Genomic DNA, 26,763 nt, shown 5'->3' on the forward strand with positions numbered 1-26,763 from the left:
AAGCTGCTGCCGAAAATCCCCAAACAGGGAATGAGAGGATGAGCACAAAGCTTATGTCCCACCCCAAGTACTGGCTCACCTCATCTAAGAGCAGAAATGCCATAGCCTGAACGTAGAGGGTTAAGAATAAGCCGACTGGAGAAGCTAAGAATGGTAGCCTGTCATATTGCCTAATATACCATTTAACCAATTGTCGGAAAGGCTTCATTATTTTCCTCATAAAATCAAACCCCTTTCAAAGCTGAAACCCATAATTCCCTCCCAACCCGACAGCTCCCAGCTTCCGAAAGAACCGATCTGCCTTTGCGATATGTTCCCCGGAGCTGACATAGAACAACACCAGATGCGCGTCCTGTGATTTTGACCAATCCAGCACCTCACGAACAATATTCAGGGTCACTTTGCCACCAAGAAAGGTCCCGTGCACGCTTTTTACGTGTGAAATTCAAAACAATAACTGTCCAAAATGTGGATTGGTAATTTGATATCCGAGCGCGTGCTCCCAAATGCCGTGGCATTTCGTGGAATGCATCTGCAGCGAATGTCCGGTTTCCCGCCCTTCGAGCAAAACCTCCCGCATATGCGGCACATATCGAGCGATTGCTGCAAACGGCAGTTTCGTCCGCATAGTGATCGTTGGTAGATCAGCAGATGAATGTCGGCTTTCTCCTAGATCGGCAGTCTTTCAATATCTCAGGTCAAAACCAAAACACCCAACGCGCCGTCACGAAACCCCGTGGTCGGCGCGTTGTTTTTGAGAAACCCAAACTCAGGCATGGAATCCAAAAAGGGGATCAAAAGGGGGAACAAATTTCGCGAAGTCGTGAAAAATTGCTCAAATACAATGAGTTAATGGAAATATGTGGCGGAGGAGGTGGGATTCGAACCCACGGATGCTTGCACATCGCCGGTTTTCAAGACCGGTGCATTCGACCACTCTGCCACTCCTCCGTGAGCGCATGTGTTGCGATCCGCAGAGCCTTAGCGCCCTTGTTACGATTCTGAAACCCGGGATGTGACAGACCACGCCCCGGCATTTGCCGTTTTTCGCCGTCTGGCACACGCGGGGCTTTCCTGTTTCCGACCGAAACGCTAGACTGCCCGCAAGACGCCGGGGAAGGTGTGTCCAACGGGTTCGCCCATGTGCCCCTTCCGCCTTGGTGCAACCATGAGCAGACCAATAAACCACATATAAAATCCGTGCCGCACCAAAAGGCACGACGAAGGGGCAAGATCATGCGACAGACAGGGACCGGACAGCGTCTCGCGCTTCTCCTGACCGCCACGCTCGCGCTCGGCGCATGTCAGGACGGACAATCCTTTCTCGACAGCTTCAAGAAACCGCAAAGCGGCAGCACGGCGACGTCGACCAAGCTGGTGGAGCGTGACGTCGAGGCGCCGGATGTGTTCCAGGTAACCGACAAGGGACTCTGGGACGGACGTCCCTCGCTCGGCGGGGTCTGGGTCGCGCATTCCGACGTGACCGACCCCGAACGTGTGATCATCCGCAACGAGACCAATGGAAAATTCGTCATCGGCGCGCTGTTCAAACGCGAAGCCACGGCCCCCGGGCCGGGCATTCAGGTGTCGTCGGACGCCGCCGAAGCGCTCGGCATGCTGGCCGGATCGCCGGTCGAACTCAACGTCACGGCGCTGCGCCGCGAGGAAGTGGCGCAGGAGCCCGAAACCGTCGCGACCATTGCGGAGACCGAAACCATCGCCGCAGCGCCGCTCGACGATCCGATTGCCGATGCCGCCGCCGCGCTTGATGCGATGGACGCCCCCGCCGCGCAGGCAACCCCGGCGGCGAAACCGGCCGCTCCCGCCGCGCCGAAAGCCGCTTCCGCGCTCGACAAACCCTTCCTCCAGATCGGCATCTTCTCGGTCGAGGCCAATGCCAAGCGCACGGTCGACATGCTCGGCTCGCAGGGCATCGTCGCCATGGTCAAACCCGGCACCTCGAACGGCAAATCCTTCTGGCGCGTCATCGTCGGCCCCGCCGGATCGAGTGCCGAGCGCAAAGCGCTTCTCGAAAAAGTGAAAAAGGCGGGCTTCACGGACGCCTATGCCGTCACGCATTAAGAAAGGGGGCGCACAGCCCCCTTTTCACATGAATCGCCCGAACCATCTGCACGAATAAGGACCTGCCCGTTTCCATGCTGCGCCTTCTTGCCCTCCGCTTCGCCTTCCTGTTCACCTTGCTGGGCCTTGCCCTGCCCGCCAACGCCTTTGAAAGTGCGGCGCGGGCCGTCTGGGTCTATGACCTGACCACGCAGACGGTGCTGATGGAAAAGGATGCACAAACGCCGCTGCCGCCCGCGTCCATGTCGAAGCTGATGACGATCAACATGCTGTTCGAAGCCCTGCGCGACGGGCGTGTGACGCTCGACACCCGGTTTTCCGTCTCGACCCGGGCCAAGAACATGGGCGGTTCGACCATGTTCCTCAACGAGACCGACCGACCGACCGTCGAGGAACTCATTCAGGGCATCGTCGTGCTGTCCGGCAATGACGCCTGTGTCACCGTGGCCGAAGGGCTTGCGGGCACCGAGGACAATTTCGCGCGGCTGATGAACGAACGCGCCAAGGCGCTCGGCATGGAGAACTCGACCTTCGCCAATGCCTCCGGCTGGCCCAACCCCGGCCAGCGCATGTCGGTCGAGGACCTCGGCATCCTCGCCGTGCGCCTGATCTCCGAATTCCCGGAATATTACGGCTATTTCGGCGAGCAGGAGTTCCCCTATGACAACCGCGCGCCGCAGAACCGCCACAACCGCAACCCGCTTCTGAAACTCGGGATCGGAGCCGACGGGCTCAAGACCGGGCACACAGAGGAGGCGGGCTATGGTATGGTCGGCTCCGCCACCCAGGGCACGCGCCGCGTCGTTTTCGTGATCTCCGGGCTGGCGACCGATGCCGACCGCGCCCAGGAAGGCGAGCGCATCGTCAACTGGGCCTTTCGCCAGTTCGCCGAGAAAACCGTAGCGGAAAAAGGCCATGAATTCGCCCGCGCCAAAGTCTGGATGGGCGATCAGACCGAGGTCGGTCTCGTCGCGCCCGAAGAGGTCTCGATCCTGCTGCCCGGCGCCCAGCTCGAAGAGCTGAAAGGCGAGGTGGTCTACACCGGTCCGTTCGAAGCGCCGATCACCCAGGGCGACACGCTGGCCGAACTTGTGATCCCGCGCGAGGACCTTCCCGAAGCACGTATTCCGCTGGTCGCGGACCGCTCGATTGCCCGTGGCGGCATCGCTCCGAGGTTGCGCACAGCGTTTCTGGTGCTTAAGGACAAGCTGGAGGGACAAACGGGTCTGGCCGTGTCCGAATGACCAACCGCTGAAAAGCCTGACGGGAGTGCCATGTTCATCAGCTTCGAGGGCATCGACGGGTCGGGAAAATCGACGCAAGCCCGGCTTCTGGCCGAAACCCTGCGCAGGGACGGCGTGGACGTGATCCACACCCGCGAACCGGGCGGATCGCCCGGCGCCGAGGAGATCCGCTCCCTCGTACTCGAAGGCGATCCCGACCGCTGGTCGGCGGAAACCGAAATCCTGCTGTTCACCGCCGCGCGTCGCGATCATCTTGAGAAAACCATCCGCCCCGCGCTGGCCGCTGGCAAGGTGGTGATCTGCGACCGGTTTGCGGACAGTACCCGCGTGTTCCAGGGCGTCACCCGTGGCGATTTGCAGGACAAGGTCAACCGGCTGCATGACGAGATGATCGGGGTCGAACCCGATCTGACGCTCCTGTTCGACATGGACCCGCAGATCGGCCTGTCCCGCGCCAAGGGGCGGCAGACCTCAGAAGAGCGCTTCGAGGATTTCGGGCTGGAATTTCAGGAGAAATGCCGCGCCGCCTTCCTCGCTCTGGCCGATCAATACGCGCGTTTCACCGTGATCGACGCAGCGCGCGACATCGGGCCTGTGGCCGCGGAGGTCGCGACACTTGTCACCGCAAGGCTCAAGGCATGAGCCCGAGATCTCCCTCCGCACTCGGCGAAATCGACATGGGCCCGGAGGCGGATTGCGCCCCGGGTGCGCCACATCCGCGCCAGACCGCCACGCTGTTCGGCCAGAACCACGCCGAGGAAAGCTTTCTCGACGCGTTCAACTCGAACCGGATGCACCACGCCTGGCTGATCACCGGCCCGCGCGGCGTCGGAAAGGCCACGCTCGCCTGGCGCATCGCGCGGTTTCTGCTCGCTCAGCCGATCGAAGAGGGCAGCGAGTTGTTCGGCGAGGCCCCCCCCGCCCACGACACGCTGGAGCTAGGTCATGAGCACCCGGTCTATCGCCGCTCCGCGCAACTGGCCGAGCCCCGTCTGTGCCTCATTCGCCGCGAATGGGACGACAAGAAATCCCGCTTCGGCACGGTGATTTCCGTCGAGGAGGTGCGCAAGCTCAACTCCTTCTTCCACATGTCCGCCACCGATGGCGGGCGCCGCGTCGTCATCGTCGACAGCGCCGATGAGATGAACGTCTCGGCCGCCAACGCGCTTTTGAAAACCCTCGAAGAACCGCCGAAACACGCCTTTCTGCTGCTGGTCTCGCACCAGCCCTCCCGGCTTTTGCCCACCATCCGGTCGCGCTGCCGCGAGTTGCGCCTTGGCCCGCTTTCGCCCGAAGATCTCGGTCGCGCCCTTGACGCGGCGGGCTCGAATGCGGCAGACCGCTCGGATGCTTTGGCGGAATTGTCCGCCGGATCCGTGGGGGAGGCATTGCGTTTGACCAATCTGGGCGGGCTTGAGGCCTATCATGACATCGTGGCGCTGTTCGCCACCCTGCCCCGGCTCGACCGCTCGCAGGCGCTCAAGCTTGCCGAGGCCTGTGTCGGTGCAGCGAACAGCGACCGCTATGAGTTGACTCTCGGGCTGATCGACCGTTTCCTCACCCGTCTGGCGCGCACCGGCGCGGGGCATCCGCCGATCGTCGAGGCCGCGCCCGGCGAGGCGGCGTTGATGCTGCGGCTGTCGCCCGACACCTATGCCGCGCGCGACTGGGCGGTTCTGCAACAGGAATTGTCGGCCCGCGCCCAGCACGCCAAGGCGGTCAACCTTGACCCTGCGGCGCTGATCCTCGATATGGTATTCAAGATCAACGACACGGCCAGCCGCATCGCGCGCGAATAGCAGGGCGATCTTGGGCAGGGCCAGAGCAGAACAGAGCACCACCCGATGAGCCTTCCCCACATTACCGACAGTCACTGCCATCTGGATTTCCCCGATTTCGCCGACGAACTCCCCGAGGTGGTCAGCCGCGCGGTCGACGCAGGTGTGCATCGCATGGTGACGATCTGCACGCGGCTGCGGCAGGTGGATCAGGTGCGCGCGATTTCCGAGCGCTTCGGTCCTGTGTTCTGGGCGGCGGGCACGCATCCGATGTCGGCGGCAGAGGAACCGATGGCAACGGTGGACGAGTTGCTCGCGCTGGCCGAACATCCGAAATTCGTCGGCATCGGCGAAACCGGGCTCGATTATCATTACACCGCCGAGAGCGCGGAGGTTCAGAAGACAAGCCTGCGCATCCACATCGAAGCGGCGCGCGAAACGCAGTTGCCGCTGATCATCCACGCCCGCGACGCCGATGCAGATGCGATGGAGATTCTCGGCGAAGAATATCGCAAAGGCGCCTATCCTTGCGTATTGCATTGCTTCACCGCCTCGAAAGAGTTTGCGCTGGCGGCAATGGACTGGGGGTTTTACATTTCGATGTCGGGCATTACGGCCTTTCCGCGCTCAAAAGAGCTGCGCGACATCTTCCGCGCCGTGCCGCGCGACCGTATTCTTGTCGAGACCGACAGCCCCTATCTTGCGCCCCCGCCGCATCGCGGTCGACGCAATGAACCGGCCTATACGGCGCACACAGCGGCGCGCGCTGCCGAGACCTTTGAGATGGGCTATGCCGAATTCGCGGCGCTGACCGAGGCGAATTTCGAACGCCTCTTCACGAAAGCCAAATTATGAGCGCACGTTTCACCATTCTGGGCTGTGGTTCCTCGGGCGGTGTGCCGCGGATCGGCAATATCTGGGGCGATTGCGACCCGCAGAACCCGAAGAACCGCCGCCTGCGCTGCTCCGCACTGATCGAACGCGACGGCCCGAACGGCACCACCAGCGTGTTGATCGACACCGGGCCGGACATGCGCCAACAGCTATTGAACGCCGGCGTGTCGCGGCTCGACGGGGTGGTGTTCACCCACTCCCACGCCGATCACATGCACGGGCTCGATGACCTGCGCCAGATCGTGTTCAACATGCGCGAGCGGGTGAAGGTCTATGCCGACAGCGAGACGGAAAACGATCTGATCGCCCGGTTCGGTTATGCCTTTGTCCAGCCTGAAGGGTCGAACTACCCGCCCATTCTGGATTTGCATGCCATTCGCGGACCGGTCACCATCGACGGCCCCGGCGGGCCGGTGACGCTGACGCCCTTGCAGGTCAATCACGGCCAGATCGACGCCAAAGGGTTCCGCGTCGGCGATCTCGCCTATATCCCCGACGTGTTGGAGATTTACGAACCGACCTGGGCGCTCATGGCAGGGCTCGACACGTTTGTGATCGACGCTTTGCGCTACAAGCCGCACCCGTCGCACGCGCATCTTGAGTTGGCGCTTCAGTGGATCGAACGCGCCGCGCCAAGGCAGGGCGTGTTGACCAATATGCATATCGACATTGATTACGCGACCGTGGCTGAGGAGACCCCGGATCACGTCACCCCCGCTTACGACGGGATGGTGATCGAGATCACAGGAGCGCTCTGATGCAGGCGCTGATCGAGGTCATTCTTCCGGTTTTTCTCGTCATCGGCTATGGGTATCTGGCGCGCCGGCAAGGCTGGGTCAGCGACGAGCTGGTCGACAGCGTGATGAAATTCGCCCAGAATTTCGCCGTGCCGCTCCTGCTCTTCTCCGGCATTGCCAAGATGGATCTCGGCCAGAATTTTCACCCGCCGATCCTGATTTCCTTTTACGCAGGCGCGCTCTCGGGCGGGCTTTTCTGTTTTCTGGGCGCGCGCTATCTGTTTGACCGCGACCTGACGGATGCCGTAGCCATCGGCTTCATCGGTCTGTTCTCCAATTCACTTCTGTTGGGCATTCCGATCACCGAACGTGCCTATGGCGAGGCGGCGCTCGCAGGGAATTTCGCGATCATCTCGATCCATTCGCCCCTGCTTTACGGCATCGGTATCGCCGCGATGGAGATCGCGCGAACGCGGGGGCTGGGCCTGTCGGGCTTCGGCCTGATGCGGCAGATCGCGCGTTCCGTGCTGCGCAACCCCCTGATCCTTGGCATCACGGCGGGCTGGATCGTCAATCTTGCTCATATCCCCCTGCCCGCCCCCGTCTGGGATGCGGTCGGACTGATGACCCGCGCGGCAATCCCGGCGGCACTTTTCGGCCTCGGCGGCGTGCTGTTGCGCTACAAACCCGAGGGCGACATGCGGATCATCGTCTGGGCTGTCTTCGCCTCTCTGGTGCTGCACCCGGCCATCGCCTACGGGCTCGGGCATTTCGTCTTCGAACTGCCCACCCCGTCGTTGCGCTCCGCCACAATGACCGCCGCCATGGCGCCGGGGGTGAACGCCTATCTCTTCGCCAATATGTACGGCGTCGCGAAACGTGTGGCCGCCTCTTCGGTGCTGATCGGCACCGGGCTGTCGATTCTCACCATCTGGTGCTGGCTCGCACTCCTGCCCTGAGCGGGGCCTGTATCACACGACCGAAGCCCGGGAACCCGGCACCGCCTTGCCTGCCCGCCCCCCCAGGAGAGCGTTGCGGCAAAGGTCTCAGGTTGCATTTTAAGGAAATCCATCCTGTCTCGCAGCAAAGCCGCCCCGGCCCCGGCAGGGGTTTTCACAGCTTCGACCCGCTCTTGCCGCAATCCCGCCGCAATGCCCGGGCAAATCGTTAACCAAGAAAACCGACGCCCGGGCTGTCTCCTGTTCCCTGCGACAGACCTGGTCACACGAGGGCAGGATCATGGCCGTTTACGATATTGAGCTTTACGATTTCGACCCTGCCGGAGTCATCGGCACCACGACGGGGTCCACCTTCACCTATTCCGGTGGCGGCCCGACCGGCACGGCCACCATCAGCGACAGCAATGGCGCCCTGACCGACGACAGCGCTCAGGGCGATCGTGAAACCGCGACCGGCAACATCACCATCGGCAGCACCAGCTCGACAGGGGTGAATGTCGACGCCGAACAGGTCTGGACCGTCACCGACCTGACCACGGGTGAAAGCTTTCAGATCGTCCAGCTCGATGTCGAGGGCGGTGGTGCCCAGGGCAAATACACGCTCTCCGAACAGCCTCTGATCGACGGTCACCAGTATCAGGTCACCGCCTATAGCAGCAATCCGGGGACCGCGAGCGGAAGCAGCACGACACCGAGCTTCACCTATGCCGATTACGTGTCGACTGCGGATCTGGCCGACGGGATCGTCTCCGGCACCTCCGGCAATGATACGATCGACACAAACTATAGCGACACGGACGGCGATACGATCGACACGGAGAGCTATACCTCCGGCACGATGCATTGGGACAACCTGGGCAACGGTCAGGATTACATGAACGGCTCCGGCACGCTGTCGGATGCCGGCGTCACCATGACCTTCACCGTCACTGACGATGGTGCCGGGGGGCCGGCTTATGACCCGACGGGCACGAGCTACGACGCCAGCGTCTATGTCGACACGGCGAATGGAGAGACCTTCGACTCCGGCAGTTCGTTCTTCCTCTTTGGCGACAATGACGCCAACAACGACGGTGTCGCCGATCAGGGCAGTGACACCATGACCATGACCATGGATTTCGCCGCCACCGACAGCACCAGCGGGGTGAGCGACGAGGTCTATAACGTCTCGTTCCGGATCAACGATCTCGATTACGCCGCCGGCGGTTTCGTGGATGTGATCACGATCACAGCCTATGACGCCGACGGCAACGAAGTCACGGTCACGCTCACCGGTGGCAGCGCCATGACCGTCGACGGCAACACCGTGACCGGTATCACCGCCACGGCCAGCACCGATGGCAGCGGCTCGCTTCTCGTGGAGATCCCCGGCCCGGTGTCCAGAATCGTCGTCGATTACGACAACGAAGGCGTGAACACCCAGGGCGTGTGGATTTCCGATGTCCAGTTCGATGCCCAGACCACCGATTACGACGATATGGTCGAAGCCGGTGACGGCGACGACATCGTCGCCTCCGGGCTTGGCGACGACGTGGTTTATGGCGGCACTGGAAATGACACGATTAACGGTGGCACCGGCAATGACACGCTTTATGGCGAAGACGGCAACGACACGCTCGACGGCGGCGAAGGCGACGACATGCTGTCGGGCGGCACAGGCGATGACACGCTGATCGGCGGCGAAGGCGCGGACGTCAACTCCGGCGGCTCCGGGATGGACATGATCGACTATTCCGGCTCGGATGCGGCGGTCTCCGTCAATCTTGCCGATGGCACGGCCTCGGGCGGCTATGCCGAGGGCGACACGCTCTCGGGCGTCGACGGCATCATCGGGTCGGATTACGACGACACGCTGATCGGTTTCGACGGTCAGGGCACCGGAACGGACGCCTATACCAACGTGTTCTACGGCGGTGCGGGCAACGACACCCTCGACGGCGCGGGCGGCGATGACCGGCTCTATGGCGAAGAAGGTGATGACACCATCTATGGCGGTGACGGCGACGACGTCATCGACGGCGGCACCGGCAATGACACGCTTTATGGTGGCGCGGGCGCCGACATCATCGACGGCGGTGACGGCGACGATACGATCTACGCGGGTGGCAGCGACACGGTCACCGGTGGCGAGGGCAACGACACCATCGTCATCGACCCCTCCCAACTCGACGGCAATGCGATCACCATCGTCGGCTCAGAGACCGGCGACGAGACGGGAGATGTGCTCGACCTCTCGGCTCTGGGCGAAGACCTCTACCATCGCGGCTCCATCGTCTATGACGAAAACGACCCGGAAAGCGGCACGCTGACGCTGACGGATGGCACCGTCATAACCTTCTCCAACATCGAAACCATCATCTGTTTCGCCAGGGGCACCCGGATCGCCACGCCCTATGGCGCCCGCCCCGTCGAGGATCTCAGACCCGGCGATCTGGTGATCACCATGGACAACGGCATCCAGCCGCTGCGCTGGGTCGGCGCGCGCACCGTGCCCGCCATGGGCCGCTTTGCGCCCATCGAGATCACGAAAGGCGCGCTTGGCAATGAGGCCGATCTCATCGTCTCGCCGCAGCACCGCATGTTGTTGCAGGGCTGGCGTTCCGAAATGCTGTTCGGCGCCTCGGAGGTGTTTTCCGCCGCCAAGCATCTTGTCAACGGCACCACCATCCGCGCGCGTCCGGGGGGGCTTGTGAGCTATTACCACCTGATGTTCGACCGCCACGAAGTGATCTTTGCCGAGGGCGCGGCGACCGAAAGCTTCCACGTCTCCGATCACTCGCTGACCGGCGTGGCGGATGCGGCACGGGACGAGCTTTTCGGTCTCTTCCCCGAGCTGCGCTCCATGCCGACACGCCACGGCGACACCGCCCGCAAATGTCTCAAGGCGCATGAGGCCGAGCTTCTGGTGGCGTGATCCGACAGGCATGACCCGGGGCCGAGGCTTGCATGCTGTGCAATCCCGGCTTGCGTGCATTTAATTTGAATACCAAATCATTTTGATGCACATGCAAATCATGGCGCAAGATGACTCCTCCCCCAAAACCCTGTTCGGCTTTCAGTTCATCCAGCTCTCCCGCCGCTGGCGCAAGGTGATCCATGCCGAGATTGCCCGCGCCGGGCTGACCGACGCCACATGGGCGCCGCTCGTGCATCTCGAGGCCGATGGCGACGGTATCAGCCAGACGGAACTGGCCGAACGCGTCGCCCTCGACACTTCGACGCTGGTGCGGCTTCTGGACATTCTCGCGGAGCGCGGATTGATCGAGCGGCGGGTGAACCCGCAGGACCGGCGAGCACGGCTGATCGTCCTGACGCCGCAGGGCCGCACGGAAGTGCAGCGCATCAAGCGGCACCTGAGCGCGGTCGAGGCCGAACTCCTCACCGGCTTGAGCGAGGCGGATGTGACCGCCCTGCTCGCCGGGTTCGCGAAAATCTCGGCCCGTGTCGAGGCCACTCTGGAGCAGAAATCCTCATGAATGCCTGGTTGACCGCCCGCGGTTTCGACACTGTTCGGATGGGCTTTGCCTTCCGCACCGCGCTTGCCGCCTGTGCCGCCTTCGTCCTCGCATGGCTGATCGGGCTCGAACACCCGCAATGGTCTGCGATGACGGTCTGGGCCGCCTCGCAACCCACCCGTGGCCAGCTTTGGGAGAAAAGCCTGTTCCGCCTTCTGGGCTCCGTGAGCGGCACAATCGTCGGCGTGCTTCTGGTGCTGGCGATGCAGATCCACCCGGCGCTTCTGGTCGTGGGGTTGGCGCTCTGGGTCAGCGCCTGTACCTGGATCGGCAATCTTCAACGCGGCTTCGTGGCCTATGGCACGGTGCTGGCCGGCTACACGGCGGCGATGGTGTCGCTCTTGGATGCCGCCCACCCGGATCAGGTGCTGCACCTCGGCGTCGACCGGCTTGCCACCGTGCTCACCGGGGTGGTCGTCGCCACGCTGGTCGGGTCTCTGTTCGCTCCCGCCGCCGCCACTGGAGAATTGCGCGAGCGGGTGCGCCGACTGCTGTCCGATATGCTCGACAAGGCCGCCAGCGCCACACCGACCGAGAGCGACAAACGCGCTCTTCTGAACGAGCTGGCCACCGTCGAGGACGGGCTCGACCCGCATGCCGCCGGGTCCATCCGTTCGCGCCAGACCATTCGCGCCACCCGCGCATTGCTGATCGCCGCCACGCCGCTTCTGCTCTGGAAACACGGCCCCGCGCAGGCTCCCGCCTTCCGCGCAGGCCTCGCAGGGGCCTCCAAGGCACTGGCCGATCAGGACATTTCCGCCGCCCGTGCCGCCCTCACGCAGGCCGCCGCGACCGAGGACCTCTCCCCCCGCCTCTCCGAGACACTCACCGCCGTCGAAACCGCGCTTGGCGACTGGCATGCGCAATCGCACAAACGCCGCAGCCTGAGCGAGATCGCCCCGCCCGTGGTGCTTCATCGCGACTGGGTCGGCGCACGCGAGGCCGGCTTGAGGGCACTCGGCGCCATCGCCCTGTTCGGCGGCCTCTGGCTGTTCACCGGCTGGAGCGTCGGCCCGTTCATGTTGCTCGGGCTGTCGGTGATGATCTCGCTGTTCTCGACCTTCGAAAACCCGGCGCAGATGATGAAATGGGTGTTCTACGGCCAGCTCGCCGGGGTCATCGGTGCGCTGGCTCTGCGCTGGCTGGTCTGGCCGCTGGCTCAGAGCGAGGCGCAGATGATCCTCCTCGCCCTGCCCTTCATCCTGATCGGCCCGGTCTTTGTCGGCCACCGCCGCACCGTGGCGATGAGTTTCGATTACAACATGGTGCTGATGCTGATGTCACAGCCGCATTGGCCGCTCACCGGCAGCTTTGGCGGCTCTTTCGCCGCGGGGCTGGCCGTGGTTGCCGCCCCGATTGCCGCGATGGTCGCCTATCTTACCGTCTATCCCGCCAATCTCAAACGTCGCACCGACACGGTGATGCGGGCGATGATCCATGATCTGCGCGATCTGGCCGCCGATCCGAAAGCGCTCAGGGCGCGATCGCATTGGCAGGCCCGGCTGTATCACCGCACCCTGCGTCTGGTGCGCCTCTCGGAACGGTCCAACCGCGCGCATCTGGCGGCGCTGGACGCGGGGTTGGCGGTGTTGAACCTTGGCCATGCGGCAATGTGGTGTCACCGGATCACCGCCGACCCGGCCCAAAGCGCGGAAGATCGCGCCGCCGCGCGCGAGGCGCTCAAGGAACTGGCCAGAATGGGGCCGGCCCCGCAACAGGCCCTCACCGCACTCACACGGCTGAGCCAGCGCCCGGGACCCGAAGCGGCGCTGTTTCGCGAGGCGCTCGAAGGGCTGGACACGCTGAAACCGGCCCTCACCAACGCCTGATGGCGCGGCCTCAGACGGCGTCCACCGGGCGCGGTTTGCCTTCCGCATCGACCGCCACCATGGTGAAGCGGGCCTGGGTGACATGCTCGCGCTGCGCGGTATAGGCCCGGCGTGCCCAGACCTCGATGCGGATCACCATGGAACTGCGCCCGACCTGATCGACGGCGGTGTAGACGCAAAGCGTATCGCCCACTTTCACCGGTTGCTTGAAGACGATTTCATTCGCGGCAATGGTCACCGTGCGCCCGTTGCAGCGCTCATTGGCGCGGATCGCGGCGGCAAGGTCCATCTGGCTCATCACCCAGCCCCCGAAGATGTCCCCGGCGGCATTGGTATCGGCTGGCATGGCAAGGGTACGAAGCGTGAGCTCCATGCCGTCGGGTGTATGTGCATCTGACATGATCTGGGCTTCCATTCTCTGACTGCTCCCCCTGTCTTCCAGATGGCACAGCAAACAGACGACCTCAACCCCTTGATCCGGAAAGCAAAGCCGCTTTCACCACATCGCATGGCAAGCTGGCCAGCCACGATGCGCTAACCCGGATGCAGCGCAACAGAACCTTGCGTCTGCCGGAAAACATGCCGCCTCTGATGGCCCGGAAGCGATCTGGATCACCAATCCCGATCCGCTTGGGACGTCCATCCGAGCGCGGTCCGCCCGCTGACATCGCCCCCAAACCGGACAAGCCGCACACCCGGCCTTGCGCCGAATGGCGGCATCGTCGCAGCGCGCGAGCTTCCCGGGCATGACCAAAGCCAGAGCACGCCGAGACATCCGCTTTGCGGATTGGGTCATTCATTGCGCGGAAGCCCCCGCGAATGACCCACCCTGGCAGAAGGCTCGGTCTGAGCCAGCATCCAATCCCGCGCGATCCCTGACAGCAAGGGGGCGAGGCGCATGCGCACCTGCGCGTGATACTGATCGAGCCAGCCGCGCTCCCGATCCGTCAGGAGCGCCATATCGAACAGCCCGAGCGGGATCGGCGCCATGGTCAATGGCGCAAAGCGACAGAACCCCGGCACCTCCGGGTCGGCGATCACTTCGACCTGATTTTCGATCCTGAGACCGAACTGCCCCTCGAGGTAATACCCCGGCTCGATCGTCATGATATGACCGGGCAAGAGCGGATAGGGATTGGCACGTTTGCCGAAGCGGTGCGGATGTTCGTGCACCAGAAGATTGTGCCCCACGCCATGGCCGGTGCCGTGGTCGTAATCCAAGCCCATCTGCCACAAAGGCGCGCGCGCCAGAGCATCGAGATGATGTGGAAAGCTGCCTTCCGGGAACCGTGCAGAGGACAGGGCGATGAAGCCTTTGAGCACCGCCGTCGCGATCCGCCGGACATCCTCGGACACGGGACCGAAGGCCAAGGTCCGGGTGGCGTCCGTGGTGCCGTTGACGTACTGCCCGCCGCTGTCGAGCAAATAGAGCGCCTCGGGGGTGATCGGCACATTCTCCGCCCGTTTCGGCGCATAATGGCACATGGCGGCATTCGTCCCGGCGGCGGAGATCGAGTTGAAACTGGCCTCCAGAAACCCGTCCTGTTGCTGACGCAGCCGAAGGATTTCATCCGCCGCTTCGCATTCCGTCACCGGATTTCCCGTGGCGAACCGCGCAGGCACAGTCTCGGCCAACCACGCCATGAACCCGGTCCAGGCGACCCCGTCTTTGACATGCGCCGCGCGATAGCCCGCAAGCTCCACCGCATTCTTCGCGGCCTTCAGAACCGTGATCGGATCGTCGCCCCGCACCGGCGTGCCCCCGGCCTTGAGAATCGCCGCTTCGACCGCCTGCGGCGCGAAATTGGGATCGAGCCCGATCGCATTGCCTTCGGCGATCTGCGCGAGACGGTCAAGAAACCGCTCGGGTGGCGTGATCTCGACATCCGGGTCGGGGGCGATCTGACCGGCTGTCAGTTTGTCTTTGAAAATGGCCCAGATCATCGGACCATCGACCGGCAGGATCGCGACGGACAGCGGCACCGGATGCATCGGAACATCGCGCCCCCGTGTGTTGGTCAGCCAGGCGATGTCATCGGGACGCGTCACGACCCAGGCCGCAAGGCCCTGTTCGCGCAAATGCTCCCGCACACGCGCGCGTTTTTCAGCGCCGCTTTCCCCGGCGACCTCATCCGGCATCCGCCGCAGCGCCCCCATCGGCGCGGCGGGGCGGTCCGACCAGATCGAGGCGAAGGGGGCGACGCTCAACGCAACGAGATCATGCCCGACAGGCGCAATCGCCGCCGTCATCTCCTCAATCTGCGACACGGTCCAGAGCATCGGATCGTAACCGACCCGCAGCGGCTCTGAGAAGCTTCGCAAAGCGGCCTCGGGGGGCGCATCGTGCAAATGCGCGATCTGCCAAAGCGTGGGATCGACCTGCCGCGTGGCCTGCACCTGATAGCGGCCATCGACGAAGAGGATCGCCCGATCCGCTGTGATCAAGGCCCGCCCCAGAGAGCCGGAAAACCCGCTGAGCCACGCCAGACAACGGTCGCGCTCCGGGCAATCCTCGCTTTGATGCGCATCGGCGGAGGTAACGAGATAGGCGGAAAGGCCATGATCGGCCATCCAGCCGCGCAGAGTGGCGAGTTTGTCGGCGGGTGTCATTGCTGGCCCCTTTGCACCATGTCGAACAGGCGTTGAAGCACGCGCGGATCGCGGCGCAACCCGTCATGTTCGTATTCATTCGTGACCCAGGCGCGCAGATTGCCAACCCGACCCGCCGTGTCCAGCGACAGCCCGGCATCGACATACATATCGTCGTAGTAGACGACCGCCGCCACCGGCACCTGATTGTCCCGCAGCCGCGCCAGATCGTAGAACGGCGCATCGAACCGGCGCCGGGCCAGCGCATCCGTGGCCGCAGCGAACGGGCGCAGGCAACGGATGTCCTCAAACATCCAGGGGAACATCATTTCGCCGGTGAACATCAGCGGGGTCTGGTCGGTGGCGAACTCCGGATGCACCTCCCGCGCCCTCTGCGCCGCCCAGTCGGAGACATTGCCGCTTTGGGCATAGATCGTCTCCTGCAAGGCGGCGAAAAGCGGATTGGTGGCAAAGCCCGTGCGGGTCATGACCTCGAACAGAAACGTGTCGCTGAGGACACCGTCCGCAGTGAACGCCTCGTCCAGCAGCCAATGCAGGTTTTCGAAACAGGGCGCCATGCCGAAATCCATACCAAGCGTCTGGAACCGCTCCACGCTCAGCCTGTCGCCATCGGGCAGCCGGACATCCTCTTGCGTCAGAAGATCGGCAATGCGGGCAACGGTTTCGACATCCTGCGGATAGCGGGCGTAGAAGGTCTCCGTCTTGGCCTTCACGCGCGGGAATGTGCGGGCATAGACATCGTCGGCGCTGGCCGTGAGACCGGGCAAGCCGCCGGTCACGTAACAGGCTTCAAGCGCCTCGGGCGCGAAGGACAGGTAGCTGAGCGTCAGAAACCCGCCGTAGCTCTGCCCCAAAGTGGACCATTTACGCCCGCCATAAAGGGTTTTGCGCAGGTGTTCGGCATCGCGAATGATGCTGTCGGCACGAAAACAGGCGAGGAAATCCGCGCCTTTTTCCGCCGTCGCAAACGCCGCCATATGACGTCCCTCGACCGGCGAGGAGCGGCCCGTGCCACGCTGATCCATCAGGATCACCCGAAACTGTTTGAGCGCCACGTCGAGCCAGGGCGGCGTGCCGTCCTGAGGCCGGTTGGACTTGCCGCCGGGGCCGCCTTGCAGGAACAGAAGACAGGGCAGGTCGTCATGCTTGCGCATCGGATCGACCACCTCGCGGGCGAACAAGGTGATGGTCTCGCCCTCCGGCTTCGACCAATCGAGCGGCACGGCAAGGCTGTGATCCGTGAGGACCAGACCGGGGATGGAATAAGACAAAGACGACATGGAACCCTCAGCGTGTGCGTGGATCGAGTGCCGCATAGAGCAGATCGACCAGAATGTTGGAGATAACGATGAACAGCCCGCCCAAAAGGACGACGCCGATGATGATCGGTCGGTCCTGATTGCGCACCGCCTGGACAGCCATGGAACCGACACCTTGCAGCCCGTAGACCTGCTCGATGACGATCACGCCCCCCAGCATGACGGCAATATCGGCGCCCAATTGCGTGACCAGAGCGGTCAGGGTCGCGCGCATGCCGTGTTTGTAGACCACACAACGCTCGCTCAGCCCCTTGGCGCGGGCGGTGCGGATGTAATCCTCGCCCAGCACGGACAAAAGCTGGCCACGGGTCAACCGGGCATAGATCGCCGCCGTCACCAGAGCCAGCGTCAGCCACGGCAGGGTCAGATGCCACGCCCATTTCAGCGGATCGTCGAGCAAAGGCGCATAGCCGCCGGGCGGGAACAGCACGAAGCCATTTTTGCGCGGCAGGAAATACAGCGTGTAAAGCGCCAGCATACCCAAAACGAAGGTCGGGAAACTCAGCCCGATCAGGATGAACACCTGCCCCAAACGGTCGCGCAGCCCGCCGGCAAACCGCGCCGACATGATGCCGATGGGAATGCCGATGGCAAGCCAGACCACGACACCGCCCAAGACCAGGGACACGGTCACAGGAATACGTCGCACGATCAGATCCACGACAGGCTGTTGATTGCGATAGGAAAACCCCAGATCGCCCCGCAGCGCATCGCCCAGAAACGACGCGTATTGCACCAGAATGGGGCGGTCGAGTCCGAGGTTTTCGCGGATTTGCGCAAGCTGCTGCGCGGTGGCCTTTTCGCCCGCGATCATCCGCGCGGGATCACCCGGCGCGACATAGAACAGCAGGAAGACGAAGGCGCTGAGCGTGAAGAGCACCAGAACGCCAAAAGACAGACGACGGGTCAGAAAGGCGATCATTGCGCGGTCTCCTTGCGAGTTGTAGTGCGGTTTTTGCGGGATTTACGGCGGCGGACGATCTTGCGCCCTTTCGGGTCCAAAGCATCGCGCAACCCGTCACCCAGAATGTTGAAGGCAAGCGTCGTGAACAAAAGCGCAAAGCCCGGGAACACCACCAGCCACCAGGCCACGAGGTAGATCGAATTCGCCCCCGCATCGGCCAACATCCCGCCCCAGCTCGGCGTCGGCGGCACGATGCCAAGGCCAAGGAAGGACAGCGTCGCTTCGAACACGATGGAGGACGGGATCATCATCGTCGTGTAGACGATGATCGGCACCGCCAGATTGGGCAGTACATCGCGGATCAGGATCGACAGGTTCGACGCCCCCATCGAGCGGCTGGCCTGAATGAATTCACGCTTGGCAATAGAGGCGCTTTCGGCGCGGATCACCCGCCCGATGGTCGTCCAACTGAAGAACACGATGACCGAGACTGACAGGCTCAGAGACGGGCCGAAGACCGACACCAGCGCCAGTGCGCAGAGGAGGAACGGCACGCTCATCACCAGATCCATGATCCGGCCCAGAACCGTATCGACCCAACCGCCGAAGAACCCCGCGCACATGCCGATGGTCACGCCAATCGTCGCCGCAGCGAGCGAGGCCAAAACACCCACGGCAAGGGAAATTCGTGCACCGTAAGCCAGTCGTACAAAGACATCGCGACCAAGCTGATCGGTGCCCATAAGAAAAGACCCGTTCGGCCCGACGGGCAGGCCCATCGGCGTCATGCCGGTCTCGCGATATTGCTCGATCGCACTGTGGCCGGTCCATATCTCGGTCAGCGGGGCAAAAATGGCGAAGAGGCTCAGCAGCACGATAAAGGCGAAGGAGATCAGCGTCGCCGGGTCGCGCAACAAGCGCCGCATGGTGAGGGCAAAAGCACCGCGCTGGACGATCTCAGGTGCATCCGAGGAGGACGTCGAAGAGGGGGCGTTGCTCATGCCTGGGCCTCCTGTGTCATAAAGGGCGTTTCCGAAATCAGATGGCGTGTGTCCACTCCAGTCAGAGCCGGGGGATGATGTGTGGCCCCCAAAAGTTCGCGGGTGAAGGGATGTGCGGGTGCGCGGAAGAGCTGCTCGGAGGTGGAGCTTTCGACGATCTGGCCCTTGTCCATGACGGCGATCCGGTCACAGATGTGGCGCACCACCGAGAGATCATGGCTGATGAACAGATAGGTCAGCCCCAGGTCGCGCTGAAGCGCCTGCAAGAGGTTCAGAATCTGCGCCTGAATCGAGACATCAAGCGCCGAGACCGGTTCATCGAGGATGATCAGCGCGGGTTCCAAAGCCAGCGCACGGGCGATGCCTATCCTTTGCCGTTGGCCACCGGAAAACTCCGAGGGGAAGCGATTGAAATGTTCGGGGTTCAGCCCGACGGTTTCCATGAGTTCCTGCACCCGCGCCTTGCGGCTGGCCGCCGTACCGATGTTGTGGATGCGCATCGGATCGCTGATGATCGCACCGACACGACGGCGCGGATTGAGCGAGCCGAAAGGGTCCTGGAACACCATCTGAACCCGCCGCCGCATCTCGCGCCAGCGTGCGGCGGTGAGGCTGGCGATGGGTTCGCCCTGAATTTTGACCTCGCCATCGGTCGGCACCGCAAGACCGGCCAAAACGCGGGCGAGCGTGGATTTGCCACAGCCGGATTCGCCCACCAGTCCCAGCGTCTCGCCCTTGCGCACGGTCAGGTCCACGCCTTTCAAAACATGGTTCTCCACTGCCCGGCCAAAGCCCTTTTTTGAGCGGTAAGTGAGCGACAGGCCGGAGGCCTCGACCACATAGCGCGCGGATGTGCGCGATGCGGCAGGCGGGGTCGTTTGCTCCGTCACAGGCTCATCCTCAGGAAGGCTGGCCGTGAAATGGCACAGCGCCTCAGTCGCGTCACTATAGCGGCGCAGCGGCGGGGGCGTCGTGTGGCACAGGTCGCTGGCCTGCGCACAGCGCGGCGCAAAAACACATCCACGGGGTCGCGCCAAGAGGCTTGGCGGCTTGCCGGCAATCGGGATCAACGGGCTGCCATTGCTGTCGGCGGCGGGCGAAGAACGCAACAGGCCCAACGTGTAGGGATGCGCCGGCATGGCAAACAGCGCCTCCGTCGCGCCGATCTCAAGCCGGGTGCCCGCATACATCACCATCACATGATCGGCGACCGACGACAAAAGCCCCAGATCATGGGTGATCATGATCACCGTCGTGCCGAAACTGCGACGCATCTCGTCCAGCAGTTCGACGATCTGAGCCTGAACCGTCACATCGAGCGCGGTGGTCGGCTCGTCGGCGATGATCAGCGGCGGGCGCAGGATCAGCGCCATGGCGATCATCACGCGTTGCCGCATGCCGCCGGAAAATTCGTGAGGATAGGCATCGTATCTTTTGTCCGCCTCCGCAATGCCGACCCGTTCGAGCATCTCGACCACGCGCCGTCTCGCTTCGGCTTTGTCCACTTTTTCATGGGCATGGATCATTTCGGCGATCTGCGATCCGATGGTGTAAAACGGATGCAGGCTTGAGAGCGGGTCCTGGAAAATCATGCCGATCTGCGCCCCGCGCAGGGCACGCCGCTCCGCCTCGCTCATCGTCAGCATGTCGCGCCCGTTGAACAGCACTTCGCCCTCGATCTCGGCGCCCGGCAACAACCCCGCGATGGCCTGCATCAGGACGCTTTTGCCCGACCCGGACTCGCCCGCAATGCCGAAAAGTTCGCCTTCTTCGACGGAAAAGGACACCGAATTGGCGGCATGGATCCCCCCGTCTTCGGTTGGGATACGAATGGTGACGTTGCGCGCTTCTATCAGGGGCATTTCAGGTCCATTTGTGGTCCCGCGGCCCATGGCCGGACGGAACTCTGTTGTGCATTTGGAAGTCGGTTCGGATTGCAGCCAAGGGGAAGCGGCTGCAATCCAGTGTTCAGAGCGATGGCTCAGTGTGTCAGCGTTTCAGCCAGACATTGGTCCAATCACCCTGCCCGCCCAACGCGTAGGGTTGGAAGTTCTCGACCGCGGGCCCACGATAAAGCACGACCTGCTCCGAGTAGTAGGGCACCACCGGCGCATCGGCCATGACCAGCTCGTCGACCTGGGCCCAGAGCCGCGCGGCCTCTTCGGGCGTGGTGGCGTTGATCGCCTGTTTGGCGACCTCATTGGCCTCCGGATTGTTGTAGTCGGTGTAGTTGTAGGTCTGGTGGCGCCCGTCAAAGGTGAACTGCGGCTGGAAGACCGACCGCGCAGCGCCGCCGACCCAATCCGGCGCCCAGCCGACCGGCGCGATGTCCCATGCCCCCTCTTCGGTGTTGCGCGGATTGGTCATGAATTTGGAATAGTAATCCGAGGCCGTCACCGGAGTGAGCTCCAACGTGATCCCCGCCTCCGCCATAGCGGCCTGAATGGTCTGGGCGATCTCCGGTTGGTTGTTCTGATTGCGATATGGCATCTTAAGCGTGATGCCATCCGGGTAGCCCGCCTCGGCCAGAAGCGCGCGCGCCTTCTCGGGATCCCCGGCATCGCCCTCGGAGGGGTAGAGATCGAAGTCGTGATAGCCCAGAACACCAGCGCCGAAGATGCCGCTTTGCGGTTGTGCCATGGCAGGCCCGCCCATCTGCTGCACCAGAGCCGTCTTGTCGATGGCGTAGTTCAGAGCCTGGCGCACGCGCAGATCCTTCAAGGCGCCGCCATTGTTGTCGGACACGGTGTTGATGAACAGAAACGCGGTGCGCCCGGCCGACATGGTCATCACCTTGTCGTCCGCCGTCGCGGTCAGAAGCGACAGGATCGCGGGCGGGATGGTGATGTCATAGACCATATCCGCGTCGCCGGCCTGAAGCTGTTGAATGGCCGCATCCGGCTGAATGCCGAAGGTGATTTCGATATTGTCGACATTGGCGGCGCGCAGCGGATCCGCCTCGGCACTCCAGGCCGGGTTGCGCGCGAGTGTCAGGGAGGCGTCGGGGACGTAATCCACCGGCGTGTAAGGCCCGGATGCGATGAAGTTTTCGCGATACTCCGGCCCATCCGGCATATAGTCGAGCACTTCGATCGGTGCGGGCGCGGAGGTCGGCAGGGACACCATGTAGATGAAATCGCCCGCGGTCTCGGACAGTGTGATGTCCACGGTCAGATCGTCAGGCTGGGTGATGCCCGAGATGTCGTTCTCCTCGATATAGGCCTTCATCGCCTCGACCGTCGGTTCCACCTCGGCGAAGCCGTCGCAGAACGTGTCCATCCCGTCGATCAGCGACACGAAATAGGTCAGCATCGCGGACCCCAGCGCCGGATTGCACATGCGTTTCACGCCGCGCTCGAAATCGGTCGAGGTGATCTGACGCGCGCCGCCCGGCGTGTTCCACATCGCTCCTTCGCGCAGATGAAAGGTGTAGGTCAGCCCCCCGTTCGTCGGCTGAGGCACTTCGGTGGCGAGATCGCCGACGGGGCGAATGCGCTCTTCTTCGTCGGTGGAGGCGTGATAGCTGATCAACGTGCGTTGCGTCGCACGCAGGAAATTGTTGGTGGTCACCAGCGCCCCACTCGTCGGGTCGAAGTGATCCAGATCGGCTGTGCCGACGATCCTGAGCGTGCCGCCCTTTTGCGCATCCTGGGCCAGTGCTCCACCCGCCAGTGCAAGCGTCATGGCCGTGCAGACCGCTGTGTTCCGGAACGCGTGCTCCGAGAGCTGTATCAGTTTCATGTGACTTCCCTGCTTGTTCATTATGCAGCCACGCTAGCAACAGCATCGCTCGCAATCCAGCATAAAATACTATTTGTATTTTTAATGTAGATTAAAAATGTTTTATGCGCATTTTTTAACATATGCGCAAAATATAAGCAGAAACGAAAAACGCCCTGACCTGTCAAAACAACAGATCAGGGCGCGGGCTGTGATGGTTACACGAGGTCCAGCGGCAGAACGGCAGACGGGATGTTCTGATAGCAAACCGGACGCAGAAAGCGACGAATCGCCATCGTCCCCACGGAGGTCGCCCCGAAATTGGTCGAGGCCGGGTAAGGCCCGCCGTGCACCATGCTGTCGCACACCTCGACGCCGGTCGGGAACCCATTTGCCATGACGCGGCCCGCCTTGCGTTCGAGAATGGGCATGAGCTGACCCGCAAGCGCCATATCGGCCTCGTCCATATGCAGGGTCGCGGTCAGCTGGCCCTCAAAGGATTTCGCCACCTCGATCATTTGCGCCGCATCCTTCACGGTGACGATCAGACCGAGCGGACCAAAGACCTCTTCCGACAGGGTCTCATTCGCCAGCCAATCTTCGGCCTTCACTTTGAACAGGAAGGGCTTCGCCTCGCGGCGGTCGCACATCTGGGTCAAAAGCTCCTGCACGCCGGGCTGGGTTTTGATCTTGGCGCCGCCTTTGACATAGGCGCTGGCGATGCCCTCGGTGAGCATGACCTGTGACCCGGTGGCGGTGAGCGCCGCGAGCGCCGCTTTGGTAAAGGCCTCTTCTTCGGCACCTTCGATAACCACGACGATCCCCGGATTGGTGCAGAACTGCCCCGCCCCCATCGCCAGCGACCCGGCCCAGCCTTTGCCAAGTTCCTCACCGCGCGCCGAGAGCGCCTCGGGCAAGAGGAACATCGGGTTGACCGAGCCCAGCTCGCCAAAGAACGGGATCGGGTTGACCCGCTTGGCGCAGAGATCGAACAGCGCGCGGCCACCAGCGAGAGAGCCGGTGAAGCCCACGGCATTGATCAGAGGATGCTGGACCAAAGCCGCGCCGACCTCGTGCGCGCCGCCATGCACCATTGAGAAGACGCCCGCAGGCAAGCCGTATGTTTCAATTGCGGCTTTGAAGGCGTCGGCGACGATCTCGGAGGTGGCCGGGTGGGCTTCGTGGCCCTTCACAACGACAGGACACCCCGCCGCCAAGGCAGAGGCCGTATCGCCGCCCGCGACCGAGAAAGCGAGCGGAAAATTCGACGCGCCGAACACCGCGACCGGCCCGATGGGGCGCTGCATCAGACGCAGATCGGGACGCGGCAGAGGCGCGCGATTCGGCAGGGCCTCGTCATGGCGGCGGTCCAGATAGTCGCCTTTGCGAATGTGATCGGCAAAAAGTTTGAGCTGGCCAGTGGTGCGTTCGCGCTCGCCCACAAGACGCGCTTCGGGCAGGCCGCTTTCCGCCATGGCAGTGGGCGTGATCAGATCGGCGCGGGCTTCGATCTCGGCGGCGATGGTTTCGAGAAACGCCGCGCGCTCTTCGCGCGTCGTGTAGCCATAGGTCCAGAACGCGTCCTCTGCGGCCTGCACGGCCTGGTCGACCAGCGCGGGCGTGCCTTTGGAAAAACTCTGGCCCTCGCCGGTCGTCGGCGTGGAGGTAAAGCTCTCCGCGCCCGCAACCCATGCGCCTGCAATCAAATGTTTCCCATGCGGGGTGAATGTCATGTCGTATCCTTTCAGAATCTCAGAACAGCCGACGCCGCGCACGACACCTCACACCACGGTAAACCCGTGGGCATAGGGGTCGCGGTCGTCGATGAAGATGGTGTTGAAGCCGGTCTGGCGCGCCCATCCGCCAATAGAGGGGATGATCGCATCGCGCTCTTTGTCCTTGGCACCGACTTTGACGGCGGCTTCGACGCGGCCCTTGAACAGGCTGCCGATGATGCTTTCGTGGATAAATTCATCACCCACGTTGAGCCGACCTTTGGCGGCCCATTGCGCCATGCGCGCCGAGGTGCCGGTGCCACAGGGCGAGCGGTCGATGGCCTTGTCGCCATAGAACACGGCGTTGCGGGCCGTCGCGCCCTCGATCGTCGGTTTGCCGGTCCACATGATATGCGACAGCCCGTTGATCTCGGGCTTTTCGGGGTGCACGAAATCGTATTTCTCATTGAGCGCCCGACGCAGCGCCCGACTCATTTCGATCAACTCGCCCGCCGTAAAATCGGCCATATCATTGAAACAGGCCTGCGGCTCGACGATGGCGTAGAAATTGCCGCCATAAGACACATCCACCGTGACGTCGCCAAGCGCGTCGATCTCGGCGGTCATGCCTTCGGCGTAAAGAAAGGCGGGCACATTGGTGAGGCGCACCTCTTCGACAAAGCGGCCCTCCTGGCGGTAGTCGATGGCCACAGGACCGGCGGGCGTATCGAGCCTGAGCTTGCCCGGCTCTTTCGGCGTCACCAACCCGTTCTCGATCGCCATTGTGACCGTGCCGATGGTGCCGTGCCCGCACATCGGCAGACAGCCGGAGGTCTCGATGAACAGCACGGCGACATCGCAATCCTCGCGCGTCGGCGGGTAGAGGATGGAGCCGGACATCATGTCATGCCCGCGCGGCTCGAACATCAGCCCGGTGCGGATCCAGTCGAAGTCGCGCAGGAAATGCGCGCGCTTTTCGATCATGTTCGCGCCTTCGAGACGCGGACCGCCCCCCGCCACAAGACGCACGGGGTTGCCACAGGTGTGGCCGTCGATACAGGTGAAGGTGTGATTGCTCATGCGCGATATCCGGCAAATCTGGTGGGACGGAACGGGGTAAGATCGAGGGACGGTGTGCGCCCGGCGATCAGATCAGAGACCACCCGGGCGGTTCCCGCAGATTGCGTGAGACCCAGGTGGCCATGGCCAAAGGCGAACACCACGGAAGAGGTGTCGGGATGTGCGCCGATGACAGGGAGGGAGTCCGGCATGGAGGGGCGGAACCCCATCCATTGTGTGCCGCCTTCGGTGTCGAGTGTCGGCAGGAAGCGCTTGGCCTTGGTCAAAAGCGCCTCGGCGCGGGCCATGCGCGGGGCGAGGGTCATCCCGCCCAGTTCGACCGCACCGCCGACCCGCACGCCCTCGCCGATTTTCGTGACGACGAAGCCATGATCGGAGAAGGTCAGATGGGTTTTCAGATCGAACGCGCCGGCAGGCAGTGTGGTGTTATAGCCGCGCTCAGTTTCGAGCGGCAGCTTGAGGCCGAGGGTCTTGAGAAGCGGATTGCCATAGGCCCCTGCGGCCAGGACAATTTTATCGAACCGCTCCGCGCCTTCCTCAGAATGCACGACAGCCCCCTGCTCTGCCGGTTCGATCCGGGTGACATCGCGGCGGGCGAAAGTGGTGCCCAGCCGTTGCGCCTCTTCAGCGATGCGCCGGGTCCAGACCGCCGGATCGGTGACGTTCTTCCACTCGGGCGTGAACCCCGCATGGGTAAAGCGCGGATCAATGCCGGGCTGAATCTCGGCAATCGCCTCCGGGCCTGTCAGGAATTCGAATTTCACCCCGGCCTTGCGGCGCTCGTCCCAGCCCTTTTGGCTGACCTGAAACGCGGCCTCGCCTTCGTAGAGCTGCATCTGTCCCTCGGGACGGATAAGATCGGAAAGATTGAAATCGACCACCAGCGCATCGAGCGCCTCTTGCGACAGGCGCATCATGTCGGACTGCGCCTTGAGTGCTGCGACATAGCGGTCCCGCCAGCTCGCGCGCCAATACCGGATGAGCCAGGGAGCGATTGTCAAAGCATAGGCGGGCGGCACGGAGAGCGGCCCGAGCGGGTCGAGCAGCCATTTCGGCGCCTTCTTCATGATCCCCGGCGTCGCCAGCGGAATCACATCGGCAAAAGCAAAGGCACCGGCATTGCCCTGCGAGGCCCCGGCGGCCACGCCGTCACGGTCGAGCAGCGTCACGGCATGACCGTCACGCACCAGATCGAGCGCGGCGCTTGCGCCGATGATTCCCGCTCCGATAACACAAACCTTCATGAAGAGAGCCCTTCCCTGATCTCACGGCCAGATCTCACGACCTAATCTCATGGCCGGAACGCTAACACCCTGCATTTGCCTTGTCGACAATAAAAATTTTAAAAAGGGTATGGCGCCGTATTCCCCGTTTAT

At 63.0% G+C, this 26,763-nt stretch carries 20 protein-coding genes and 1 tRNA gene; 10 read left to right on the forward strand and 11 right to left on the reverse strand.

Going from position 1 to position 26,763, the window contains the following annotated elements:
* Nucleotides 1-863 precede the first annotated feature (863 nt).
* Nucleotides 864-951, reverse strand: a tRNA-Ser gene (locus NH195_RS08050).
* A gap of 285 nt (nucleotides 952-1,236) precedes the next feature.
* On the opposite strand from NH195_RS08050, the gene NH195_RS08055 reads away from it, so the two are divergent.
* The 10 genes from NH195_RS08055 to NH195_RS08100 all read left to right on the forward strand — a co-directional run bounded on the left by NH195_RS08055 (nucleotide 1,237) and on the right by NH195_RS08100 (nucleotide 13,038).
* Entirely contained in the window at nucleotides 1,237-2,082 is an 846-nt protein-coding gene (locus NH195_RS08055) for an SPOR domain-containing protein (RefSeq protein WP_066705372.1), read from the forward strand.
* A gap of 74 nt (nucleotides 2,083-2,156) precedes the next feature.
* Complete coding sequence (locus tag NH195_RS08060) at nucleotides 2,157-3,326, forward strand: D-alanyl-D-alanine carboxypeptidase family protein (protein ID WP_066705374.1); 1,170 nt, start codon at nucleotides 2,157-2,159, stop codon at nucleotides 3,324-3,326.
* A 30-nt stretch (nucleotides 3,327-3,356) separates the two neighbouring features.
* On the forward strand, nucleotides 3,357-3,968 hold the full coding sequence (tmk, locus tag NH195_RS08065) for a dTMP kinase (protein ID WP_066705376.1): 612 nt from the start codon (nucleotides 3,357-3,359) through the stop codon (nucleotides 3,966-3,968).
* Nucleotides 3,965-5,125, forward strand: coding sequence for a DNA polymerase III subunit delta' (locus NH195_RS08070; protein ID WP_081423839.1), 1,161 nt, complete (start codon nucleotides 3,965-3,967; stop codon nucleotides 5,123-5,125). The genes tmk and NH195_RS08070 overlap by 4 nt, the downstream gene beginning before the upstream one ends.
* A gap of 45 nt (nucleotides 5,126-5,170) precedes the next feature.
* The gene (locus NH195_RS08075; protein ID WP_066705378.1) at nucleotides 5,171-5,959 is read left to right on the forward strand and encodes a TatD family hydrolase; all 789 of its coding nucleotides are present in this window, start codon (nucleotides 5,171-5,173) and stop codon (nucleotides 5,957-5,959) included.
* Nucleotides 5,956-6,756, forward strand: a complete 801-nt coding sequence (locus tag NH195_RS08080; protein WP_066705380.1) for an MBL fold metallo-hydrolase — start codon at nucleotides 5,956-5,958, stop codon at nucleotides 6,754-6,756. Before NH195_RS08075 ends, NH195_RS08080 begins: the two co-directional genes overlap by 4 nt.
* Nucleotides 6,756-7,694, forward strand: a complete 939-nt coding sequence (locus tag NH195_RS08085) for an AEC family transporter (RefSeq protein ID WP_066705382.1) — start codon at nucleotides 6,756-6,758, stop codon at nucleotides 7,692-7,694. Before NH195_RS08080 ends, NH195_RS08085 begins: the two co-directional genes overlap by 1 nt.
* Before the next feature lie 280 nt (nucleotides 7,695-7,974).
* Complete coding sequence (locus NH195_RS08090; protein WP_066705385.1) at nucleotides 7,975-10,608, forward strand: Hint domain-containing protein; 2,634 nt, start codon at nucleotides 7,975-7,977, stop codon at nucleotides 10,606-10,608.
* 100 nt (nucleotides 10,609-10,708) lie between these two features.
* Nucleotides 10,709-11,170 (forward strand): MarR family winged helix-turn-helix transcriptional regulator, encoded by a 462-nt coding sequence (locus NH195_RS08095; protein WP_066705822.1) that lies wholly within the window; start codon nucleotides 10,709-10,711, stop codon nucleotides 11,168-11,170.
* Nucleotides 11,167-13,038 carry an FUSC family protein gene (locus NH195_RS08100; protein WP_066705387.1) on the forward strand — a complete coding sequence of 624 codons (1,872 nt, stop codon included), beginning with the start codon at nucleotides 11,167-11,169 and terminating at the stop codon, nucleotides 13,036-13,038. The genes NH195_RS08095 and NH195_RS08100 overlap by 4 nt, the downstream gene beginning before the upstream one ends.
* A 10-nt stretch (nucleotides 13,039-13,048) precedes the next feature.
* Here NH195_RS08100 and NH195_RS08105 read toward each other — a convergent pair whose 3' ends face one another.
* From NH195_RS08105 to NH195_RS08150, 10 genes are all read right to left on the reverse strand, one after another.
* Nucleotides 13,049-13,453 (reverse strand): acyl-CoA thioesterase, encoded by a 405-nt coding sequence (locus tag NH195_RS08105; RefSeq protein WP_198403470.1) that lies wholly within the window; start codon nucleotides 13,451-13,453, stop codon nucleotides 13,049-13,051.
* 377 nt (nucleotides 13,454-13,830) lie between these two features.
* Nucleotides 13,831-15,648: an aminopeptidase P family protein gene (locus NH195_RS08110; protein ID WP_066705390.1), complete on the reverse strand. Its 1,818-nt coding sequence runs from the start codon at nucleotides 15,646-15,648 to the stop codon at nucleotides 13,831-13,833.
* Entirely contained in the window at nucleotides 15,645-16,928 is a 1,284-nt protein-coding gene (locus NH195_RS08115) for an alpha/beta fold hydrolase (protein ID WP_066705392.1), read from the reverse strand. Before NH195_RS08115 ends, NH195_RS08110 begins: the two co-directional genes overlap by 4 nt.
* Nucleotides 16,929-16,935: 7 nt before the next feature.
* A complete protein-coding gene (locus NH195_RS08120) occupies nucleotides 16,936-17,889 on the reverse strand; it encodes an ABC transporter permease (RefSeq protein WP_066705394.1) in 954 nt (317 codons plus the stop codon).
* Nucleotides 17,886-18,872, reverse strand: coding sequence for an ABC transporter permease (locus NH195_RS08125; protein ID WP_066705396.1), 987 nt, complete (start codon nucleotides 18,870-18,872; stop codon nucleotides 17,886-17,888). The genes NH195_RS08120 and NH195_RS08125 overlap by 4 nt, the downstream gene beginning before the upstream one ends.
* Nucleotides 18,869-20,734, reverse strand: a complete 1,866-nt coding sequence (locus tag NH195_RS08130; protein WP_066705399.1) for a dipeptide ABC transporter ATP-binding protein — start codon at nucleotides 20,732-20,734, stop codon at nucleotides 18,869-18,871. Before NH195_RS08130 ends, NH195_RS08125 begins: the two co-directional genes overlap by 4 nt.
* A 127-nt stretch (nucleotides 20,735-20,861) precedes the next feature.
* Nucleotides 20,862-22,613 (reverse strand): ABC transporter substrate-binding protein, encoded by a 1,752-nt coding sequence (locus NH195_RS08135; RefSeq protein ID WP_066705401.1) that lies wholly within the window; start codon nucleotides 22,611-22,613, stop codon nucleotides 20,862-20,864.
* A gap of 197 nt (nucleotides 22,614-22,810) precedes the next feature.
* Nucleotides 22,811-24,325 carry an aldehyde dehydrogenase (NADP(+)) gene (locus NH195_RS08140; RefSeq protein ID WP_066705402.1) on the reverse strand — a complete coding sequence of 505 codons (1,515 nt, stop codon included), beginning with the start codon at nucleotides 24,323-24,325 and terminating at the stop codon, nucleotides 22,811-22,813.
* Between the two features lie 48 nt (nucleotides 24,326-24,373).
* The gene (locus NH195_RS08145; protein ID WP_066705403.1) at nucleotides 24,374-25,387 is read right to left on the reverse strand and encodes a 4-hydroxyproline epimerase; all 1,014 of its coding nucleotides are present in this window, start codon (nucleotides 25,385-25,387) and stop codon (nucleotides 24,374-24,376) included.
* The gene (locus tag NH195_RS08150) at nucleotides 25,384-26,631 is read right to left on the reverse strand and encodes an NAD(P)/FAD-dependent oxidoreductase (RefSeq protein ID WP_066705404.1); all 1,248 of its coding nucleotides are present in this window, start codon (nucleotides 26,629-26,631) and stop codon (nucleotides 25,384-25,386) included. Before NH195_RS08150 ends, NH195_RS08145 begins: the two co-directional genes overlap by 4 nt.
* Nucleotides 26,632-26,763 lie beyond the last annotated feature (132 nt).

Origin of the sequence: Celeribacter ethanolicus, assembly GCF_001550095.1 — a bacterium.
Taxonomy (GTDB): domain Bacteria; phylum Pseudomonadota; class Alphaproteobacteria; order Rhodobacterales; family Rhodobacteraceae; genus Celeribacter; species Celeribacter ethanolicus.

What these genes read in the sequence shown, in the direction of transcription:
- NH195_RS08055 (WP_066705372.1), top strand. Translation starts at nt 1,237, where the DNA reads ATGCGACAGACAGGGACCGGACAGCGTCTCGCGCTTCTCCTGACCGCC.
- NH195_RS08060 (WP_066705374.1), top strand. Translation starts at nt 2,157, where the DNA reads ATGCTGCGCCTTCTTGCCCTCCGCTTCGCCTTCCTGTTCACCTTGCTG.
- tmk (WP_066705376.1), top strand. Translation starts at nt 3,357, where the DNA reads ATGTTCATCAGCTTCGAGGGCATCGACGGGTCGGGAAAATCGACGCAA.
- NH195_RS08070 (WP_081423839.1), top strand. Translation starts at nt 3,965, where the DNA reads ATGAGCCCGAGATCTCCCTCCGCACTCGGCGAAATCGACATGGGCCCG.
- NH195_RS08075 (WP_066705378.1), top strand. Translation starts at nt 5,171, where the DNA reads ATGAGCCTTCCCCACATTACCGACAGTCACTGCCATCTGGATTTCCCC.
- NH195_RS08080 (WP_066705380.1), top strand. Translation starts at nt 5,956, where the DNA reads ATGAGCGCACGTTTCACCATTCTGGGCTGTGGTTCCTCGGGCGGTGTG.
- NH195_RS08085 (WP_066705382.1), top strand. Translation starts at nt 6,756, where the DNA reads ATGCAGGCGCTGATCGAGGTCATTCTTCCGGTTTTTCTCGTCATCGGC.
- NH195_RS08090 (WP_066705385.1), top strand. Translation starts at nt 7,975, where the DNA reads ATGGCCGTTTACGATATTGAGCTTTACGATTTCGACCCTGCCGGAGTC.
- NH195_RS08095 (WP_066705822.1), top strand. Translation starts at nt 10,709, where the DNA reads ATGGCGCAAGATGACTCCTCCCCCAAAACCCTGTTCGGCTTTCAGTTC.
- NH195_RS08100 (WP_066705387.1), top strand. Translation starts at nt 11,167, where the DNA reads ATGAATGCCTGGTTGACCGCCCGCGGTTTCGACACTGTTCGGATGGGC.
- NH195_RS08105 (WP_198403470.1), bottom strand. Translation starts at nt 13,453, where the DNA reads ATGGAAGCCCAGATCATGTCAGATGCACATACACCCGACGGCATGGAG.
- NH195_RS08110 (WP_066705390.1), bottom strand. Translation starts at nt 15,648, where the DNA reads ATGACACCCGCCGACAAACTCGCCACTCTGCGCGGCTGGATGGCCGAT.
- NH195_RS08115 (WP_066705392.1), bottom strand. Translation starts at nt 16,928, where the DNA reads ATGTCGTCTTTGTCTTATTCCATCCCCGGTCTGGTCCTCACGGATCAC.
- NH195_RS08120 (WP_066705394.1), bottom strand. Translation starts at nt 17,889, where the DNA reads ATGATCGCCTTTCTGACCCGTCGTCTGTCTTTTGGCGTTCTGGTGCTC.
- NH195_RS08125 (WP_066705396.1), bottom strand. Translation starts at nt 18,872, where the DNA reads ATGAGCAACGCCCCCTCTTCGACGTCCTCCTCGGATGCACCTGAGATC.
- NH195_RS08130 (WP_066705399.1), bottom strand. Translation starts at nt 20,734, where the DNA reads ATGCCCCTGATAGAAGCGCGCAACGTCACCATTCGTATCCCAACCGAA.
- NH195_RS08135 (WP_066705401.1), bottom strand. Translation starts at nt 22,613, where the DNA reads ATGAAACTGATACAGCTCTCGGAGCACGCGTTCCGGAACACAGCGGTC.
- NH195_RS08140 (WP_066705402.1), bottom strand. Translation starts at nt 24,325, where the DNA reads ATGACATTCACCCCGCATGGGAAACATTTGATTGCAGGCGCATGGGTT.
- NH195_RS08145 (WP_066705403.1), bottom strand. Translation starts at nt 25,387, where the DNA reads ATGAGCAATCACACCTTCACCTGTATCGACGGCCACACCTGTGGCAAC.
- NH195_RS08150 (WP_066705404.1), bottom strand. Translation starts at nt 26,631, where the DNA reads ATGAAGGTTTGTGTTATCGGAGCGGGAATCATCGGCGCAAGCGCCGCG.